Raw genomic sequence first — 18,517 nt, forward strand, 5'->3', positions numbered from 1 at the left:
CCCGGAAAAGATAGGCAATAACCAGTATTTTACACAAAATCTGTAAAAATCCCATATATTGGTACTACGTATCATATATTGACAATCCAAATGCGAAGGTCTAGAGTGCGATGATTGGTGCGCAATGCTACATTTTTATCAGCCGTCGGCATCTGCTAAATGCACTGAAGCAACGGCGAACAGCAAGCCCGCAATAAATAGTCACACCAAAATCTCGCCACCAACGACCACGATGAAGGCAATCTCATGCAGCACACTCAATTAATCGCGCTGGACTGGGGCACTTCATCGTTACGCGCATATCGCCTCGGATATCGTGGCGAGGTGCTGGAACAACGCAGTTTTCCCTGGGGGATCATGCATTTACCCGCAGTCACGGCTGAGGAAGAGCTTGCTTTCGGTGACAAGGCTGGCTTCGAACTGGCTTTCAGACAAGCTTGCGGCGACTGGATCGCGGCAGCACCAGAAACACCGATCATCGCCTGCGGCATGATCGGCAGCATGCAGGGATGGCGCGAAGCGCCATACTTAACGACGCCAATCGCCATCGATCAGATCGGCAAAACATTGCAAGCGGTACAAACAAACGATGGATTAACCGTCCATATCGTACCGGGCCTGATACAGCACACCGACTTGCCTAACGTTATGCGCGGTGAAGAAACGCAGGTCATCGGCGCATTAGCGATCTCTGCTGAAAAACATAAAAAACTAGTCGATGACGTGCTGATCGGTTTGCCGGGTACACATTCCAAATGGATACGCGTGCATCAACACAGTAGCGAACCGATGATCCAGCATTTCGATACGTTCATGACCGGCGAAGTCTACGCCGCGCTCTGTGCGCACACCATTTTAGGCCGCACTATGCAGCCGGAGACGGCCTTTGAATTTGGTGCCGACGATGCTGCCAATGCAGCATTTTTGCGTGGATTGGAAGTCGCACAAACGGTCGCTGGTCGCGCTGGTGTGCTCTCCACTATTTTTAGTTCGCGCACACTCGGATTGACCGGCGCGCTGGACGGCGCAGGTCAACGTGAATATTTATCGGGCTTACTCATTGGTCATGAAATCGCCGTTTTACGCGCCTCACTGGAAGAACAAGCGCATCCGCCGCGTCAAATTATTTTGATCGGCGACACGGCATTGTGCGCGCGTTATATGAAGGCGCTGGAAGTCTATGAAATCAGTCATGCAGAAGTCGCCAGTCAAGCGACGGAACGCGGTTTATGGATGCTGGCAGTACAGGCTGAATTGATTGCAGCAACGCCTTCATCCGGCAAATAACCGACGTACAAAAATATTAATATCAGCCCTCCAAGAAAGTTCAAATGCTAAAAAATGCGATGCAACAATGCGGCATGATTGCGATTTTGCGCGGAGTACTTCCCAGCGAAGTTGCCGCTATCGGCATGGCGCTTTACGCCGCTGGGTTTCGTGTCATTGAAGTCCCTTTAAATTCACCCGAACCGTTTGAAAGTATCCGTATATTACGCACCACGCTAGCCGCTGATTGCGTAGTGGGCGCGGGAACTGTGTTAACAACTGCGATGGTGGCAGAAGTAAAAAATGCGGGCGGTGAAATCATCGTCATGCCGCATAGCGATGCTGCCGTCATCGGCGCTGCCAAACGTGCTGGAATGGCATGCGCGCCCGGCGTCGCCACCGTCACCGAAGCGTTTGCAGCGCTGGCTGCGGGCGCAGACGTTCTCAAAATGTTTCCTGCCGAGCAGCTTGGCCCCAACGTCGTCAAAGCCTGGCGTGCCGTGATTCCCACGAATATCGCGCTGGTTCCGGTCGGCGGTATTACACCAGAAAACATGGCAACATTTATGGCCGCCGGGGCTTCTGGATTCGGCCTGGGATCAGCCCTCTATAAGCCCGGCATGTCTGCCGAAGAAGTCAGCAAAAATGCGCAGCAATTCGTCGCCGCCTGGCGCGCACTAGCCTAGTCGAGCATAAAAAAATAAGGAGATGACTAAATGAAAATCACAAAATTAACGACCTACATTGTGCCGCCGCGGTGGTGCTTTTTAAAAATTGAAACTGACGAAGGCGTTGTAGGTTGGGGCGAACCGGTAGTAGAAGGTCGTGCGCACAGCGTGGCGGCAGCAGTGGAAGAGCTAGCGGATTATCTGATCGGTAAAGATCCACGCAACATCGAAGATCACTGGACCGTACTGTATCGCGGCGGGTTTTATCGCGGCGGCGCAATCCACATGAGCGCACTGGCTGGCATTGATCAGGCGCTATGGGATATCAAAGGTAAAGCGCTAGGCGTCTCGGTCAGCCAGCTATTGGGCGGCCCCGTACGCGATAGCATCAAGGTCTATTCCTGGATCGGCGGCGACAGGCCGGCCGACACTGCAGCAGCAGCCAAAGATGCCGTCGCACGCGGATTCAGCGCCGTCAAAATGAACGGCACTGAAGAATTACAGTTCGTTGATTCATATGACAAAGTAGAGGCGATGCTGGCCAATGTCGCTGCCGTACGTGCAGCAGTCGGTCCAAATATCGGCATCGGCGTAGACTTCCACGGCCGCGTCCATAAACCAATGGCAAAAATTCTGATCAAAGAACTAGAGCAATATAAGCTGATGTTCATTGAAGAACCGGTCCTGAGTGAGAACTACGAAGCCCTAAAAGAATTAGCGCATCTGACCAGCACACCAATCGCACTAGGCGAACGCTTGTATTCACGCTGGGATTACAAACGCGTGCTAAGCGAAGGCTACGTCGACATCATCCAGCCAGACGTATCACACGCAGGCGGCATCACCGAAACCCGCAAAATCGCCACCATGGCCGAAGCCTACGACGTAGCCGTCGCTCTGCACTGCCCGCTCGGTCCAATCGCGCTAGCAGCCTGCCTGCAAGTCGATGCAGTTTCGTACAATGCTTTCATTCAAGAACAAAGCCTGGGCATCCATTACAACAAAAGCAATGACCTGCTAGATTACGTCGTCGATCCCACCGTATTTGCCTACAACGAAGGTTACGTCACCATCCCGCAAGGCCCTGGACTTGGGATAGAAATCAACGAAGAATACGTAAAAGAACGGGCAGCGCTAGGACACCGGTGGCGCAATCCAATCTGGCGCCACAAAGATGGCAGTTTCGCAGAATGGTAAGGAATTAGCGCCACGAGCGAAAAAGGTTCGCCATAAAAAAATCCCCGATAGGTTCATAGCCTAATCGGGGATTTTTCATGAAAAAGAAAATAACTAATATAGATATTTTCGATTAAGCGGCAGCGGCGGTTATTTTTGCAGTTGCAGTAGTTGTTGAAGTTGACCTACCCCGTCAAAATCAAGCAACCTGCTTCTGCACAACCTTCTCATCCCGCAACTCACGTCGCAAAATTTTCCCAACATTAGTTTTAGGTAGTTCAGTCCGAAACTCAATATATTTAGGCCGCTTATACCCGGTCAATTGCTCTCGACAAAAAGTCATCAATTGATCCGCCGTCAACGCCGGATCCTTACGCACGACGAAAATCTTAACAACTTCGCCAGCATGCTCATCCGGCACCCCAATACAAGCACACTCCAACACCCCCGGATGCTCCATCAACACACCCTCAACTTCATTCGGATAAACATTAAAGCCAGAGACCAAAATCATGTCTTTTTTACGATCAACAATTTTAGTGTAACCACGCTCATCCATCACCCCGATATCACCAGATTTAAAGAAGCCATCCGGCGTCATAACCAGCGCCGTTTCATCCGGACGATTCCAATACCCAACCATCACCTGCGGCCCACGAATAGCAATTTCACCCGCCTGCCCCACCGCCACCGGATTACCAGCATCATCCAGAATCGCCACATCAGTCGACGGCAACGGCAACCCAATCGTGCCGTTATATTCCGCGATAGTGGGCGGATTAGCGCAAGCAATTGGCGACGTCTCAGACAGCCCGTAACCTTCAATAATCGGACAACCCGTAACCTTCATCCATTTATCAGCAACGGCCTTTTGAACCGCCATCCCGCCCCCAACGCAGACCCGATAACCGGAGAAATCCAACTTGGCAAAATCAGGATGATTCACCAGCGCGTTGTATAGCGTATTCACTGCTGGGAAAGTATTAATTTGATACTTGGACAATTCTTTGATCAGCCCTGCGATATCACGCGGATTTGGGATAAGCAAATTAAGCGCGCCAGTGCGCATGCCAAACATGCAGCAGGCCGTCAACGCGAAGATGTGATACAGCGGTAACGCACAGACAAAAACCAATTGCTCGATCTTTGGACCTTTGTCTAAACCGGGCGACAACCAGGCCTCCGCTTGCAAGACATTCGCAATCACGTTCCGATGCGATAACGTCGCCCCTTTCGATACGCCGGTAGTCCCGCCGGTGTACTGCAAAAAAGCAACGTCGGTTTGCGTCATGTCAACCGGCTTCAAAGAGAGCGCCGAAGCATCCGACAATACGCGTTTAAATGAAACAGAACCGGGCAACGCATATGCGGGCACCATTTTTTTGACATGCCGTACAACCAGATTAACGATCAGCCCTTTGGCCCCCATTAAGTCACCCATGCTGGCAACTACGGTATGTTTAATCTTGGTCCGTGCAATCACTTGCTGCAAGGTCGTAGCGAAATTTTCGAGGATGAAAATCGCTTCTGCGCCAGAGTCGTTTAACTGATGTTCCAGCTCACGCGGCGTGTACAAAGGATTGACGTTCACAACGGTATAACCGGCACGCAGAACGGCAGCAATAACGACAGGATATTGCAGTACGTTGGGCATCATGATGGCTACCCGCGCACCTTTTTTCAAACCTTTGGTTTGCAGCCATGCTCCCACTTTCTTTGACAACTGGTCAATCTCAGCATAGGTCAGATATTTACCCATACAAACGTAGGCGTTACGCGTTGCATATTTCTGAAATGATTCCTCTAGCAGATGCACTAAAGAACGATACGGGGAATAATCAATTTCGGCGGGAACGCCTTCGGGATACGATTTAAGCCAAAATTTATCCATGTTTTGTCTTTGCCTCTAGTTGTTATTAATGCATTCTTGTAAAGGGACTACCTGCTGCGGTGCGGCAGAATCGACTCCCTAAGTCGAGCAGGCCCATTGAAGGGGATCATGTTGCAATAAAAAAGCACGATTGTTTTATTCTATCGCGATGCTAGCGGGCATGGGGCCAGGTTGCAAGCATTTTGACGATATTCGAATAACTCCTCGGCACTGACAAGTTAAGTAAAATGTGGCTTTTTCATCAATAGTTGATACATATTCATCCCCATCGGTCCTACTCATTTTGGCGTTGACGCTTCGGTTAAATGTTCAATTTATCGTGCCGGCAACGCGGCCAAAGCCATCAATTGACGACGCCGCTCATCTTTCGGTAATTTCGCTAACTTGGCAACGGCAACGTAAAATTGCGCGAAACTATGTTGCTGCGCCAGCAGTGCACGAAAGCCGGGAACCAGGTCGTAATAAGTCGCCACCAATGCCAGATGCGCGTTCGATAACGGTTCGGCAAACCAACGGTCATATCCAGCATAGCCGTCCCACTTTATTTTCAACAGTTTGTATTCATCCTGAAGCGCTGCAAAGATGCGCGCCTTGTTTTGCAGCTTGTCAGCATCACTAATATGGCTGGTATAGGTGTCCTGTAACTGCTGCCGATACTTCAGCAGCAAAGCCAAAAATGCCGTTTTACGGGCTTCAAAATCGCGATATGCCTGATATCTGTGTTCATCACCATTAGCGGCCAGCCAACGTTCGGCCCCGGCCTCTTCCACAGAAGTCGCGAAGGATTCGTTGAAATCGGTGTCGTCCTTAACGTACAGCACCTGATGCGCCAGCTCATGAAAAATTAATCGCGCCAGTTCAGCATCGGGATAATTGATAAAAGTCGACATGACCGGATCATTAAACCAACCCAGTGTCGAGTAGGCCGGAATCCCTAAAACTTGTACGTCATAGCCTTCGCTACGAAGTTGGGCGCCGTATTTTTGCGCGCTTTGCTGATCGTAATATCCACGGTAAGAAACACAGCCAGCAACCGGGAAGCACCACTGTTTTGGCGTCAATGATAACGCCGGTGCCGCAACCACATTCCACAACACGAATTTGCGTTGTAATTGTGCATAATTGCGATAACTTCCATTGTCTGGCAAAGTCAATTCGTCGATAGCAAACTGACGAATTTGCTTGACCGTGCGCAGCTGAGATTTCAACTTATCGCTGGCTGACGGATCATCCAGCCAACTAGCAATCGGACGCGCTTGTGCGAGTAACGAAAACTGGCCGTGGACCGCTTGCGCGTAATAGCTAAATTGGGCGCAACCGCTAAGCTGCGACAGACATAATGCAGCCGCGCAAACGCTCACTGAGGCACGTATTTTTTTCGTCGCAAGCACTCTTCGCGTCCTTCTAAAACGTCGTCACAATGGCCAAAATAGTGAGGGGAAAATGCCTGCGTTGCGAATATTTTCGTGAGGCCTTACGGCAAGGCTTCTACCTCAACCAGGACGTCATAAAACGTCGGTGCTCGTCCCATATCCGTCAAGCGCTGGCTAGTCAGCTCATTCACATTTTTACCGTCGGTGGCAAACTTTTTCCACCAGATAGACAGGCCGACAACTAAGCCTGGCCTGGCTTTTTCGGTGATTCTGACCTTGGCGTTAAAGGTGCCGCGATCATTAAAAATACGCACGCTGCCGCCAGTCAAAATACCGCGATGCGCGGCATCGGTGGGATGCATATCGAGATGCGGCTCGCCCTCGGTATCACGCAGACTTTGCACATTTACAAAACTGGAATTCAGAAAATTGCGCGCTGGCGGCGAGATCATCGCTAACGGATATTTGGCCGCCAAAGTTGGATTGCTGGCAACCGATTCATACGGAGGAATATAGGTCGGCAATGGGTCCAGACCATCGGCTTGCATAAGCGCGCTGAAGAACTCGCATTTACCCGATGGCGTGGCAAAACCACCGTTGGCGAACGGCGCATCGGGCACGTTCAATTTTTGCCAGCCCTTCAATTTTAAGGATGCCCAATCGAAATTTATCGCACGTTCATTACGTCGATCAAAAGCTTGTGCAGCAATCGCATCATCGCTCTCTTTAAAACAGTCTTCATCAAAGCCCATGCGTGCCGCCAGCAATCGGAATATCTCGGTATTTGGCTTTGATTCCCCTAATGGCGTAATCGCCGGATTGTTCGCCAGCATATATAAATGGCCATACGCGGAGTGAGCGTCGAGATGTTCAAGCTGAGTTGTGGCCGGTAACAGAATATCGGCGTAATCGGCGGTATCGGTCTGAAAATGTTCCAGCACGACGGTAAATAAATCTTCTCGGGCGAAGCCTTGCGCGACGCTGCGCGATTCTGGCGCGACGGCTACGGGATTGGCGTTATACACAATTACCGCCGCAATTTTAGAGCCGAAATCAGCGGAAGTTTCACGCAGCAAATCATCGCCTATCGTACTCATATTAATCGTCCGCGATGGCACGCCGTGTCGAAGCAGCAGATCGGGGCGTTGTAACGCTTGCAGATTCTTCGGGAAGCTATCCGAGACCGATAATTGCACACCGCCGGCGGCGTTCCGCCAGGCGCCTACCAATGCTGGAAGGCAGGCGATATTGCGCACTGCCATGCCGCCGCCGCGAACCCGTTGCAAACCATAATTAATACGAATCGCGGCACCATTGCCAGCCAGCGCCGCTTCGCCATAATCGCGCGCTAGTTGGATGACTTGCTGCGCATCGATTCCGCATACTTCGGCGACACGTTCTGGCGGCCATTCCAGCGCACGTTCTTTCAACTGCTCAAAACCGAAAGTGTGTTGCGCAATATAGTCATGGTCTAACAAGTTCTCGGCAATCAACACGTGCATCATGCCAAGCGCCAATGCGGCATCCGTTCCCGGCAGCAGGGCAATATGCTGATGACATTTTTCAGCTGTGAGCGAGCGGTAAGGATCAATCGCAATCAGCTTTGCACCATGGCGTTTGGCTTCCTGCACGCGCATCCATAAATGCAGATTGGAGGCGATAGGATTGCCGCCCCAGATCAGGATAAGTTTGGCATTCTGAAATTGCTCAAGGTCGGTTCCCATCCTTGTGCCGACCGTATATTTATACCCGGCACCGCCCGCCGACGCGCAAATGGTGCGGTCCAGCAACGAAGCCCCAATCCGATTGAAGAAGCGCATCGCCATCGACTCGCCTTGCACCAACCCCATCGTGCCCGCATAGCTGTAAGGCAGTATTGCCTGCGGATCCTGAGCGGCGATCGTTCCCAACTCGGCGGCTATCGTATCCAGCGCTTCATCCCAGCTAATCCGCACGAATTTCCCATCGCCCTTGCCACCGACGCGTTTCTGGGGATAGAGCAAGCGATCTTTGTGATACGTGCGCTCGGTGTACCGCGACACTTTGGTGCAGAGAACGCCTGCGGTACTCGGATGATCGGGATCGCCGCGCACTTCTGTGGCGACGCCGTCTTTGACGGTAACCAATAGCGCGCAAGTATCGGGGCAATCGTGCGGACAGGCCGCACGGATAATGGATGTGGTCATGGTAGTCCTGATGGTTCAAATAACGCTGAGGCAGGTAAGTGCATTACTTTAACAAATCCTGCGCGTCTTCATAGGAGATTTCAAAAAACAGCGCGGCTTCGGCAAGCTAAGAAAACAGCATTCGAGGGCCGCAGCTTCCTGCATGCCATAGAGCAATAGCGCAGTCCGATGTAACCGGCGCATCAAAGCTAAGCGCCACTGCTTCGCTCAGACAAATCGATTAATACGATTCGCCGCGTGTAATTGCCGGATAGAACACTGAGCGTCCGAGTAAAGGTAATATACACAGTTTACAAGTGCCGCAAAAAATCGCTTCCTTGCGCGATGGCAAGCAGTAATTCAGGAGAAAATGATGAAATTGATCGACCCGATTATCCAGTTCCATACTGAAATCCAGGCAATTCGCCGCGACTTGCACGCGCATCCAGAGCTTTGCTATAAAGAACAACGTACCGCTGACGTCGTCGCCAGTAAATTGACCGAATGGAATATCCCGGTTATACGCGGACTGGGTATCACCGGCGTTGTTGGGATCATCAAAAAAGGCAGCAGCGATCGCGCCATTGGGCTGCGCGCCGACATGGATGCATTGCCGGTACAAGAATTAAATACCTTCGCACATGCGTCACAACACGCAGGCAAAATGCATGCATGCGGCCATGACGGTCATACCGCGATGTTATTAGGCGCGGCGCGTCATTTATCTCTTCATGGCGACTTTGACGGCACGGTCTATTTGATTTTTCAACCGGCAGAAGAAGGCGGCGCAGGCGCGCAACGGATGATTGATGATGGTCTGTTTGAGCAATGCCCGATGGAAGCGGTATTTGGCATGCATAACTGGCCCGGCATGCCCGCCGGTAAATTTGGCGTCACGCCGGGGCCAATGATGGCGTCTAGTAATGAGTTTGAAGTGATTGTGAAGGGCAAAGGCTCGCACGCCGCCCAACCGCATAAAAGCATTGATCCGGTGATGGTCGCGGTGCAAATCGCCCAAAGCTGGCAAACCATCGTCGCACGCAATATCAATCCAAATGATTCTGCGGTCTTATCGATCACACAAATTCACTCTGGCAGCGCGACCAATGTCATTCCTGATGAGGCAACACTCATTGGAACGGTGCGTACTTTCTCGGTAGACGTACTCGATATCATTGAGCAACGCATGCGGGATATTGCTCAGCACACCGTGGCGGCTTTCGGCGCCGAAGTGGATTTTCGTTTTCATCGCAATTACCCGCCGCTAATCAATCATCCAAAAGAAACTGCGTTTGCAGTGTCGGTCATGCAGGCAATGTCGGGCGTTGAGAATGTCGATGCCACGGTGGAGCCGACTATGGGTGCGGAAGATTTTTCGTTTATGTTGCAGCATAAACCGGGCTGCTACGTATTTTTAGGAAATGGATCAGGCGATCATCGCGATGGCGGTCATGGACTTGGTCCTTGCAACTTACATAATGCGAGCTATGATTTTAATGACGAATTACTACCTATCGGCGGTAGTTATTGGGTAAACCTGACGGAATCGTATTTAAAACCGGCTGCTGCGTGATCGTGATATTCGATACGCGATTGGTGGGAGCCGTATGATATCGGTGATATCGGCGATGTGGGCAATGGCTAGGGATGAGCGTTCAGCCGTGAACCCTAAGCTTTGATCGTGTCTTCATACTCAAGGCAATGGTGGTTAGATATCTTGCTTTTACTGGCATGTTGGATAACGTCTACGGCTTTGCCATTTAGCAATCCATAAATCTTTGAAAATCATCCTAAGTCGTCAACTAAATCCTAGTTTGTATCTGTGTTCTTTACGCGACTGAATCACGCTTATTTGGCAAGAATAGGAATTTTGAACTACTATTTATGACTATTATTTTGAAGCACAGGTCTCCGAGTCAGATGTGTGTTCTTCATCATTGATTTACACTCCGATTCTTTTATTTTCTTATGTCGAAAGTCTTTATGCTTAAAAAAAATATGGGTTTTAAAATCCTGGCTACCGGATGCTTATTAGTCGGCATAATTGGCACACAGGCGGCCCATGCTATTAATTACACACCGGACTCTGCGTCATTAGAAGTGGGAACCGGTAATAAAAGCCAATTTGTCCGCCTTGCTACCCAATGGGATTGGAACAGCAAATGGTGGCAATCAAATGGCACGCATATCGGCGGCTATTGGGACTTGAGCTTGGCGGAGTTCAGACAGAATCAATATCAGAATATTCCCGGCCAGCAGAAGAATTTGACTGATATTGGTTTCACGCCAGTATTTCGCTTTCAACGCGACGATAAAAAAGGCGCTTACGCTGAAGCTGGGATCGGCGTCCATCTGATGTCCCATTTATACGATAACAATAGCCGTCGTTTCTCGACAGCATTTGAGTTCGGCGATCATTTAGGCGCAGGCTATGTCTTCAGCAATGGTCTGGATCTTGGACTGAAATTGCAGCACTTCTCCAACGGCAGCATTAAAGAGCCGAATAGTGGCGCGAATTTTGCCGTTATACGTGCGGCTTATCGTTTCTAAAGACTAGATTCCTACCTTAGTTGGGAAATAGACCTTCTTTGGAATACATATTGACGTGGGGTGCTACGAGATTATCTTGTAGCACCCCATGTTGACGTTTGGGATAGTCATTTTGTAGCTTGATATTTTGTTGGATGCTGATTGGCTGATGTGTGACGGCGGATTATATGAAGGTAAGCGTGCGCTCAAAACCGTCTATACCTAATCCTCAAATGTCCGCATGATTGCGTTGGAGGGTACAAATCGATTGTGCCCACAACTTCAAATTATGGACACAAATATTGAGTCGGTTACTCCCTCTAAGCGCAGTGGTTATCGGCAACATTCGATTGATTTCAAACGCATGGTGGTCGAACAATCCTTGATGGCTGGGGCCTCGGTGTCGCGGGTGGCGCGGGCCCACGATGTGAATGCGAACCAGGTATTTACCTGGCGTAAATTGTTTCGTGCAGGAGCCTATGAGATTGCCTCAGGCAAGTCCGTCAAATTGCTGCCAGTAGTTCTTGGCGACCCTCGGCAACCATCCCCTGCCAAGCCAGTCTTCACCACGGCCGTTACACCGACCGGCGTGATGGTCCTGGAAATAGGTAAGGCGCGACTTCGAGTCGAGGGCGTGGTGGATCCGTCTATGCTTTCCATGGTGCTGGCCCGGTTGCTGGCATGATCGGTTTGCCAGCAGGAACGCGGATCTGGATCGCAGCAGGCGTGACCGATATGCGTTGCGGTTTTAATGGGTTGGCAGCCAAGGTGCAAACGGCATTGGCCGATGACCCGTTTAGCGGTCACGTCTTCGTGTTTCGTGGCCGACGTGGCGATATTTTGAAGATCTTGTGGTGGACCGGCGACGGGCTGTGTCTGCTGGCCAAACGGCTGGAACGCGGCCGCTTCATCTGGCCGCAGGCAAGCGAAGGCGCGGTTTGTCTGTCGCAAGCGCAACTGTCAATGTTGCTGGAAGGGATCGATTGGCGACGTCCCGAGCGCACGCAACGGCCCCTGTCAGGCTTGTAAACATCGACGTCATTCGGTAAACTACGGGCATGTCAACGCCGCCCCACCTTCCCGACGATATCAGCGCTTTAAAAGCGATGATTACCGATCGTGATGCGGTCATTGCGTTGCACGGGGAAACGGTGGCGCAGCTACAGGACGCACTGTCCTCACATCGCATCGAAATCGAACACCTCAAGCTCTTCATCGCCAAACTCAAACGGCTGCAGTTCGGCCGCAAATCCGAGAAGCTGGACCGGCAAATTGAACAACTCGAATTACGGTTAGAAGATTTGCAGACAGAAGAAAGTGACGTTGCCAGCGCTGCCCCGGCAACGAAGCCAGTGCGTCCGAAGATACCACGCAAACCGCTACCGCCCCATTTGCCCCGGGACGAGAAGATCTATACGCCAGAGCATGCCGCCTGCCCCGATTGCGGTGGCGATTTGCGTCATCTCGGCAGTGACGTTGCCGAGCAACTTGAATTCGTCCCGGCCAGCTTTCGGGTCATCCGGCATGTGCGTCCCAAACTCGCTTGCACCTGCTGCGACTGCATCGTCCAGGCGCCGGCACCCAGCCGTCCGATTGCACGCGGTCTGGCGGGGCCCGGATTACTCGCCCATATTCTGGTGAGCAAGTTCGCTGATCATCTTCCGCTCTACCGGCAATCGGTCATCTATGCCCGGGAAGGTGTGGAACTGGATCGGGGATTATTGGCAGACTGGGTCGGTGCTGCCAGCAGCCTGCTGCGACCGCTGGTCGATGCGGTACGCCGTCATGTGATGGCAACGACCAAATTACATGCCGACGACACCCCGATCCCGGTACTGGCACCCGGCAATGGCAAGACCAAAACAGCCAGACTGTGGACGTATGTCCGCGACGACCGGCCATCGGGATCAACCGATGCCCCGGCAGTCTGGTTCGCTTACACGCCGGACCGCAAAGGTATCCATCCTCAGACCCATCTGGCGAAATTCGCCGGCGTTCTGCAGGCCGATGCGTATGCCGGATTCAACGCGATTTATGCAACCGGTCGTGTACAGGAGGCTGCGTGCTGGGCGCACGCGCGACGCAAATTCTTCGACTTGCATGCAGCACGGGCCTCGCCAATCACCACTGAAGCCTTGCGCCGCATCGGCGCATTGTATGAGATCGAAGCAAGCATACGTGGCAAACCGCCACAGGTAAGACAGGCAGTGCGCCAGGCGCAGTCGCGCCCGCTCATTGATGCGTTGGAAAGCTGGCTGCGGGCAAGTTTGTTGACGCTGTCGCGCAAATCCGATACTACTGCGGCGATCCTGTACGCCCTCAATTTATGGCCAGCATTAACCCGCTATTGCGACGATGGCAGCATCGAGATCGATAATTCGGCCGCCGAACGCGCATTGCGCGGTATCGCCATTGGACGACGTAATTATCTGTTTGCAGGCTCCGACAATGGCGGCGAACGTGCCGCCGCTATCTACTCGCTCATTGGGACGGCTAAACTCAATGGCGTCGATCCGGCAGCATGGTTGCGCTACGTCCTGACGCATATTGCCGATCATCCCGTCAATCAAATTGATGACTTCCTGCCTTGGAATCTGGCATCTAGGCTGGCGATCATATCTGCGCCAAAGCAATAGCCGCTGAAATGCGGGGCTGTCAATACGGCCTTTGAACGACGCTTACATATGAAGAATGGTGGTACCGGGACTATCGATCCGATTTCGATTCGATTTCGATTGCCCAAAGCAAAAACCCTCCCAGATTTCTCTGGGAGGGTTTTCTAATAAAAGCCTGACGATGACCTACTTTCACACTGGTTGCAGCACTATCATCGGCGCAAAGTCGTTTCACGGTCCTGTTCGGGATGGGAAGGGGTGGTACCAACTCGCTATGGTCATCAGGCATAAACTGTAGTGTCATATGTTCCCAATCGGGCAACACACAACGCAATCTAGAAGAAGTAAAGTTTTGTTTCATGTGTTGGGGTAACGAGGGTTTCGTTACCCCAACACTGGGTATGATTGCACTTTTCAGGCAAACACATATCTCATTAGCTTATATATAACCTGCTAAGGTTATAGGGACAAGCCGCACGGGCAATTAGTACTGGTTAGCTTAACGTATTACTACGCTTCCACACCCAGCCTATCAACGTCCTGGTCTCGAACGACCCTTTAGGGGAATCTAGTTCCCGGGAAATATCATCTCAAGGCAAGTTTCCCGCTTAGATGCTTTCAGCGGTTATCTCTTCCGAACTTAGCTACCCGGCAATGCCACTGGCGTGACAACCGGTACACCAGAGGTTCGTCCACTCCGGTCCTCTCGTACTAGGAGCAGCCCCCTTCAAATTTCCAACGCCCACGGCAGATAGGGACCAAACTGTCTCACGACGTTTTAAACCCAGCTCACGTACCACTTTAAATGGCGAACAGCCATACCCTTGGGACCGGCTACAGCCCCAGGATGTGATGAGCCGACATCGAGGTGCCAAACTCCCCCGTCGATATGAACTCTTGGGAGGAATCAGCCTGTTATCCCCAGAGTACCTTTTATCCGTTGAGCGATGGCCCTTCCATACAGAACCACCGGATCACTATGTCCTACTTTCGTACCTGCTCGACTTGTCAGTCTCGCAGTTAAGCACGCTTATGCCATTGCACTACCAGCACGATGTCCGACCGTACCTAGCGTACCTTCGAACTCCTCCGTTACACTTTGGGAGGAGACCGCCCCAGTCAAACTGCCTACCATGCACTGTCCCCGATCCGGATAACGGACCAAGGTTAGAATCTCAAACAAACCAGGGTGGTATTTCAAGGTTGGCTCCACGCAAACTAGCGTTCACGCTTCAAAGCCTCCCACCTATCCTACACAGATTGGTTCAAAATTCAATGCAAAGCTACAGTAAAGGTTCATGGGGTCTTTCCGTCTAGCCGCGGGTAGATTGCATCATCACAAACATTTCAACTTCGCTGAGTCTCGGGAGGAGACAGTGTGGCCATCGTTACTCCATTCGTGCAGGTCGGAACTTACCCGACAAGGAATTTCGCTACCTTAGGACCGTTATAGTTACGGCCGCCGTTTACTGGGACTTCAATCAAGAGCTTGCACCCCATCATTTAATCTTCCAGCACCGGGCAGGAGTCACACCATATACGTCCACTTTCGTGTTTGCATAGTGCTGTGTTTTTATTAAACAGTCGCAGCCACCTTTTTATTGCAGCCCTTTCACCCTTCTGGCGCAAGCCAGTCAAGCTACCGGGGCGTACCTTATCCCGAAGTTACGGTACAAATTTGCCGAGTTCCTTCTCCCGAGTTCTCTCAAGCGCCTTAGAATACTCATCTCGCCCACCTGTGTCGGTTTGCGGTACGGTCTCGTGTGACTGAAGCTTAGAGGCTTTTCTTGGAACCACTTCCGATTGCTTCGTGAATAAATTCACTCGTCTCAACCCCTTGAATTACGCTGCCGGATTTGCCTAACAGCCTTCTCTGAGCCAAAAACCGACTATTCCAACAGTCGGACAACCTTCCGCGATCCGTCCCCCCATCGCATCACACGACGGTGCAGGAATATTAACCTGCTTCCCATCAGCTACGCATCTCTGCCTCGCCTTAGGGGCCGACTCACCCTGCTCCGATGAACGTTGAACAGGAAACCTTGGGCTTACGGCGTGGAGGCTTTTCACCCCCATTATCGCTACTCATGTCAGCATTCGCACTTCTGATACCTCCAGCATCCTTTACAAGACACCTTCGCAGGCTTACAGAACGCTCTCCTACCATATCAATAAATTGATATCCGCAGCTTCGGTGACTGGCTTAGCCCCGTTACATCTTCCGCGCAGGACGACTCGATCAGTGAGCTATTACGCTTTCTTTAAAGGATGGCTGCTTCTAAGCCAACCTCCTGACTGTTTTAGCCTTCCCACTTCGTTTGCCACTTAGCCAATCTTTGGGACCTTAGCTGGCGGTCTGGGTTGTTTCCCTCTTGACGTCGGACGTTAGCACCCGGCGTCTGTCTCCCAAGCTCGCACTCATCGGTATTCGGAGTTTGCAATGGGTTGGTAAGTCGCAATGACCCCCTAGCCATAACAGTGCTCTACCCCCGATGGTGATACTTGAGGCACTACCTAAATAGTTTTCGGAGAGAACCAGCTATTTCCAAGTTTGTTTAGCCTTTCACCCCTACCCACAGCTCATCCCCTAATTTTTCAACATTAGTGGGTTCGGACCTCCAGTGCGTGTTACCGCACCTTCATCCTGGCCATGAGTAGATCACTTGGTTTCGGGTCTACACCCAGCGACTGAACGCCCTATTCGGACTCGATTTCTCTACGCCTTCCCTATACGGTTAAGCTTGCCACTGAATGTAAGTCGCTGACCCATTATACAAAAGGTACGCAGTCACGGAACAAGTCCGCTCCTACTGTTTGTATGCACACGGTTTCAGGATCTATTTCACTCCCCTTCCGGGGTTCTTTTCGCCTTTCCCTCACGGTACTGGTTCACTATCGGTCGATTACGAGTATTTAGCCTTGGAGGATGGTCCCCCCATGTTCAGACAGGATTACACGTGTCCCGCCCTACTTGTCGCACACTTAGTTCCACACCACCGATTTCATGTAAGGGGCTATCACCCTCTATGGCCACTATTTCCAGAGTGTTCCATTATCGCTGATGCTAAATCGTGCAGGCTGTTCCCATTTCGCTCGCCACTACTTTGGGAATCTCGGTTGATTTCTTTTCCTGTAGCTACTTAGATGTTTCAGTTCGCCACGTTCGCCTTGCATACCTATGTATTCAGTATGCAATACCCTAAAAGGGTGGGTTTCCCCATTCGGAAATCTGCGGATCAAAGCGTGTTTGCTCGCTCCCCGCAGCTTATCGCAAGCTACTACGTCCTTCATCGCCTGTAATCGCCAAGGCATCCACCATGTGCACTTATTCACTTGTCCCTATAACGTTAGCCTCTAGACGCGTTTCACGTCTAAAAACCGGTTATAGGATATTACTTATGAGTATTACTTTAGCGTTTGCCGTATCCAAAGTGTTTTCGCAGTTGCATACTCTCGTATGCTCTTTTGAGAACTCTTTTAATACTTTTTGATTTGATACAATCATACCCATCCACAATGCTGTCGCACTGCGGACGAATCTTTACTTCTTCTAAATTGTTAAAGAACAAACAGCCAATGATCTTAAAAAGATCAAACCTAAATCGCGCCGCATCACGCTGTCTTAACCCTGCGTAATACCTGACTTAGGTTTGATATTTCACCACGCTCAACCCCGCTCTGGGAATCAAACAATATGGTGGAGGCTAACGGGATCGAACCGATGACCCCCTGCTTGCAAAGCAGGTGCTCTCCCAAGCTGAGCTAAGCCCCCATAAACTTGTGGTGGGTCTGGTTGGGCTCGAACCAACGACCCCCGCGTTATCAAACACGGTGCTCTAACCAACTGAGCTACAGACCCGCTTTGGATCAGTACTTCAGTAGTCAACGATAAACCCTCTATCGCACGCGCACCGCGCTCTACCTATAACTGTTCTTCTTTTAACTAACACACCGATAAGTGTGGACGCTTAATGTCCGTACAAACTCTAGAAAGGAGGTGATCCAGCCGCACCTTCCGATACGGCTACCTTGTTACGACTTCACCCCAGTCACGAATCCCACCGTGGTAAGCGCCCTCCTTACGGTTAGGCTACCTACTTCTGGTGAAACCCGCTCCCATGGTGTGACGGGCGGTGTGTACAAGACCCGGGAACGTATTCACCGCGACATGCTGATCCGCGATTACTAGCGATTCCAACTTCATGTAGTCGAGTTGCAGACTACAATCCGGACTACGATACACTTTCTGGGATTAGCTCCCCTCGCGGGTTGGCGGCCCTCTGTATGTACCATTGTATGACGTGTGAAGCCCTACCCATAAGGGCCATGAGGACTTGACGTCATCCCCACCTTCCTCCGGTTTGTCACCGGCAGTCTCATTAGAGTGCCCTTTCGTAGCAACTAATGACAAGGGTTGCGCTCGTTGCGGGACTTAACCCAACATCTCACGACACGAGCTGACGACAGCCATGCAGCACCTGTGTTACGGTTCTCTTTCGAGCACCACCTAATCTCTCAGGCGTTCCGTACATGTCAAAGTAGGTAAGGTTTTTCGCGTTGCATCGAATTAATCCACATCATCCACCGCTTGTGCGGGTCCCCGTCAATTCCTTTGAGTTTTAATCTTGCGACCGTACTCCCCAGGCGGTCTACTTCACGCGTTAGCTGCGTTACCAAGTCAATTAAGACCCGACAACTAGTAGACATCGTTTAGGGCGTGGACTACCAGGGTATCTAATCCTGTTTGCTCCCACGCTTTCGTGCATGAGCGTCAGTGTTATCCCAGGGGGCTGCCTTCGCCATCGGTATTCCTCCACATCTCTACGCATTTCAC

The 18,517-nt window shown here is 51.3% G+C and carries 11 protein-coding genes, 2 tRNA genes and 3 rRNA genes; 8 read left to right on the top strand and 8 right to left on the bottom strand.

Features of this window, described 5'->3' with window-relative positions; all coding sequences use genetic code 11:
* Positions 1 to 246 precede the first annotated feature (246 nt).
* The 3 genes from C7W93_RS24290 to dgoD are packed head-to-tail and all read left to right on the top strand — an operon-like array spanning position 247 to position 3,131.
* Complete coding sequence (locus tag C7W93_RS24290) at positions 247 to 1,287, top strand: 2-dehydro-3-deoxygalactonokinase (protein WP_108442905.1); 1,041 nt, start codon at positions 247 to 249, stop codon at positions 1,285 to 1,287.
* A gap of 44 nt (positions 1,288 to 1,331) precedes the next feature.
* The gene (locus C7W93_RS24295; protein WP_108442906.1) at positions 1,332 to 1,952 is read left to right on the top strand and encodes a 2-dehydro-3-deoxy-6-phosphogalactonate aldolase; all 621 of its coding nucleotides are present in this window, start codon (positions 1,332 to 1,334) and stop codon (positions 1,950 to 1,952) included.
* 30 nt (positions 1,953 to 1,982) lie between these two features.
* Positions 1,983 to 3,131, top strand: coding sequence for a galactonate dehydratase (gene dgoD, locus C7W93_RS24300; RefSeq protein WP_108442907.1), 1,149 nt, complete (start codon positions 1,983 to 1,985; stop codon positions 3,129 to 3,131).
* A 178-nt stretch (positions 3,132 to 3,309) separates the two neighbouring features.
* Here dgoD and C7W93_RS24305 read toward each other — a convergent pair whose 3' ends face one another.
* From C7W93_RS24305 to C7W93_RS24315, 3 genes are all read right to left on the bottom strand, one after another.
* A complete protein-coding gene (locus C7W93_RS24305) occupies positions 3,310 to 5,001 on the bottom strand; it encodes a long-chain fatty acid--CoA ligase (RefSeq protein ID WP_108442908.1) in 1,692 nt (563 codons plus the stop codon).
* Between the two features lie 314 nt (positions 5,002 to 5,315).
* On the bottom strand, positions 5,316 to 6,392 hold the full coding sequence (locus C7W93_RS24310; RefSeq protein ID WP_370446529.1) for an aminopeptidase: 1,077 nt from the start codon (positions 6,390 to 6,392) through the stop codon (positions 5,316 to 5,318).
* 83 nt (positions 6,393 to 6,475) lie between these two features.
* Positions 6,476 to 8,560 (bottom strand): molybdopterin-dependent oxidoreductase, encoded by a 2,085-nt coding sequence (locus tag C7W93_RS24315; protein WP_108442909.1) that lies wholly within the window; start codon positions 8,558 to 8,560, stop codon positions 6,476 to 6,478.
* 352 nt (positions 8,561 to 8,912) lie between these two features.
* On the opposite strand from C7W93_RS24315, the gene C7W93_RS24320 reads away from it, so the two are divergent.
* From C7W93_RS24320 to C7W93_RS24340, 5 genes are all read left to right on the top strand, one after another.
* Complete coding sequence (locus C7W93_RS24320; RefSeq protein WP_108442910.1) at positions 8,913 to 10,112, top strand: M20 aminoacylase family protein; 1,200 nt, start codon at positions 8,913 to 8,915, stop codon at positions 10,110 to 10,112.
* 410 nt (positions 10,113 to 10,522) lie between these two features.
* On the top strand, positions 10,523 to 11,089 hold the full coding sequence (locus C7W93_RS24325) for an acyloxyacyl hydrolase (protein ID WP_108442911.1): 567 nt from the start codon (positions 10,523 to 10,525) through the stop codon (positions 11,087 to 11,089).
* A gap of 268 nt (positions 11,090 to 11,357) precedes the next feature.
* Positions 11,358 to 11,753, top strand: coding sequence for a transposase (locus C7W93_RS24330; protein WP_161539841.1), 396 nt, complete (start codon positions 11,358 to 11,360; stop codon positions 11,751 to 11,753).
* Complete coding sequence (gene tnpB / locus C7W93_RS24335) at positions 11,750 to 12,097, top strand: IS66 family insertion sequence element accessory protein TnpB (RefSeq protein WP_108438191.1); 348 nt, start codon at positions 11,750 to 11,752, stop codon at positions 12,095 to 12,097. Before C7W93_RS24330 ends, tnpB begins: the two co-directional genes overlap by 4 nt.
* 29 nt (positions 12,098 to 12,126) lie before the next feature.
* A complete protein-coding gene (locus C7W93_RS24340) occupies positions 12,127 to 13,704 on the top strand; it encodes an IS66 family transposase (protein WP_108438190.1) in 1,578 nt (525 codons plus the stop codon).
* Positions 13,705 to 13,856: 152 nt separating this feature from the next.
* Here the strand turns inward: C7W93_RS24340 and rrf are convergent.
* The 5 genes from rrf to C7W93_RS24365 form a co-directional block, all read right to left on the bottom strand.
* Positions 13,857 to 13,969 (bottom strand): 5S ribosomal RNA (gene rrf, locus C7W93_RS24345).
* A gap of 177 nt (positions 13,970 to 14,146) precedes the next feature.
* A 23S ribosomal RNA gene (locus C7W93_RS24350) occupies positions 14,147 to 17,022 on the bottom strand.
* A 356-nt stretch (positions 17,023 to 17,378) separates the two neighbouring features.
* Positions 17,379 to 17,455 (bottom strand) — tRNA-Ala (locus tag C7W93_RS24355).
* Positions 17,456 to 17,464: 9 nt separating this feature from the next.
* A tRNA-Ser gene (locus C7W93_RS24360) sits at positions 17,465 to 17,542 on the bottom strand.
* 131 nt (positions 17,543 to 17,673) lie between these two features.
* Positions 17,674 to 18,517 (bottom strand): 16S ribosomal RNA (locus C7W93_RS24365); the annotation flags it as partial.

The sequence above is a fragment of the Glaciimonas sp. PCH181 genome (assembly GCF_003056055.1).
Taxonomy (GTDB): Bacteria; Pseudomonadota; Gammaproteobacteria; order Burkholderiales; family Burkholderiaceae_D; genus Glaciimonas.

What these genes read in the sequence shown, in the direction of transcription:
- C7W93_RS24290 (WP_108442905.1), top strand. Translation starts at nt 247, where the DNA reads ATGCAGCACACTCAATTAATCGCGCTGGACTGGGGCACTTCATCGTTA.
- C7W93_RS24295 (WP_108442906.1), top strand. Translation starts at nt 1,332, where the DNA reads ATGCTAAAAAATGCGATGCAACAATGCGGCATGATTGCGATTTTGCGC.
- dgoD (WP_108442907.1), top strand. Translation starts at nt 1,983, where the DNA reads ATGAAAATCACAAAATTAACGACCTACATTGTGCCGCCGCGGTGGTGC.
- C7W93_RS24305 (WP_108442908.1), bottom strand. Translation starts at nt 5,001, where the DNA reads ATGGATAAATTTTGGCTTAAATCGTATCCCGAAGGCGTTCCCGCCGAA.
- C7W93_RS24315 (WP_108442909.1), bottom strand. Translation starts at nt 8,560, where the DNA reads ATGACCACATCCATTATCCGTGCGGCCTGTCCGCACGATTGCCCCGAT.
- C7W93_RS24320 (WP_108442910.1), top strand. Translation starts at nt 8,913, where the DNA reads ATGAAATTGATCGACCCGATTATCCAGTTCCATACTGAAATCCAGGCA.
- C7W93_RS24325 (WP_108442911.1), top strand. Translation starts at nt 10,523, where the DNA reads ATGCTTAAAAAAAATATGGGTTTTAAAATCCTGGCTACCGGATGCTTA.
- C7W93_RS24330 (WP_161539841.1), top strand. Translation starts at nt 11,358, where the DNA reads ATGGACACAAATATTGAGTCGGTTACTCCCTCTAAGCGCAGTGGTTAT.
- tnpB (WP_108438191.1), top strand. Translation starts at nt 11,750, where the DNA reads ATGATCGGTTTGCCAGCAGGAACGCGGATCTGGATCGCAGCAGGCGTG.
- C7W93_RS24340 (WP_108438190.1), top strand. Translation starts at nt 12,127, where the DNA reads ATGTCAACGCCGCCCCACCTTCCCGACGATATCAGCGCTTTAAAAGCG.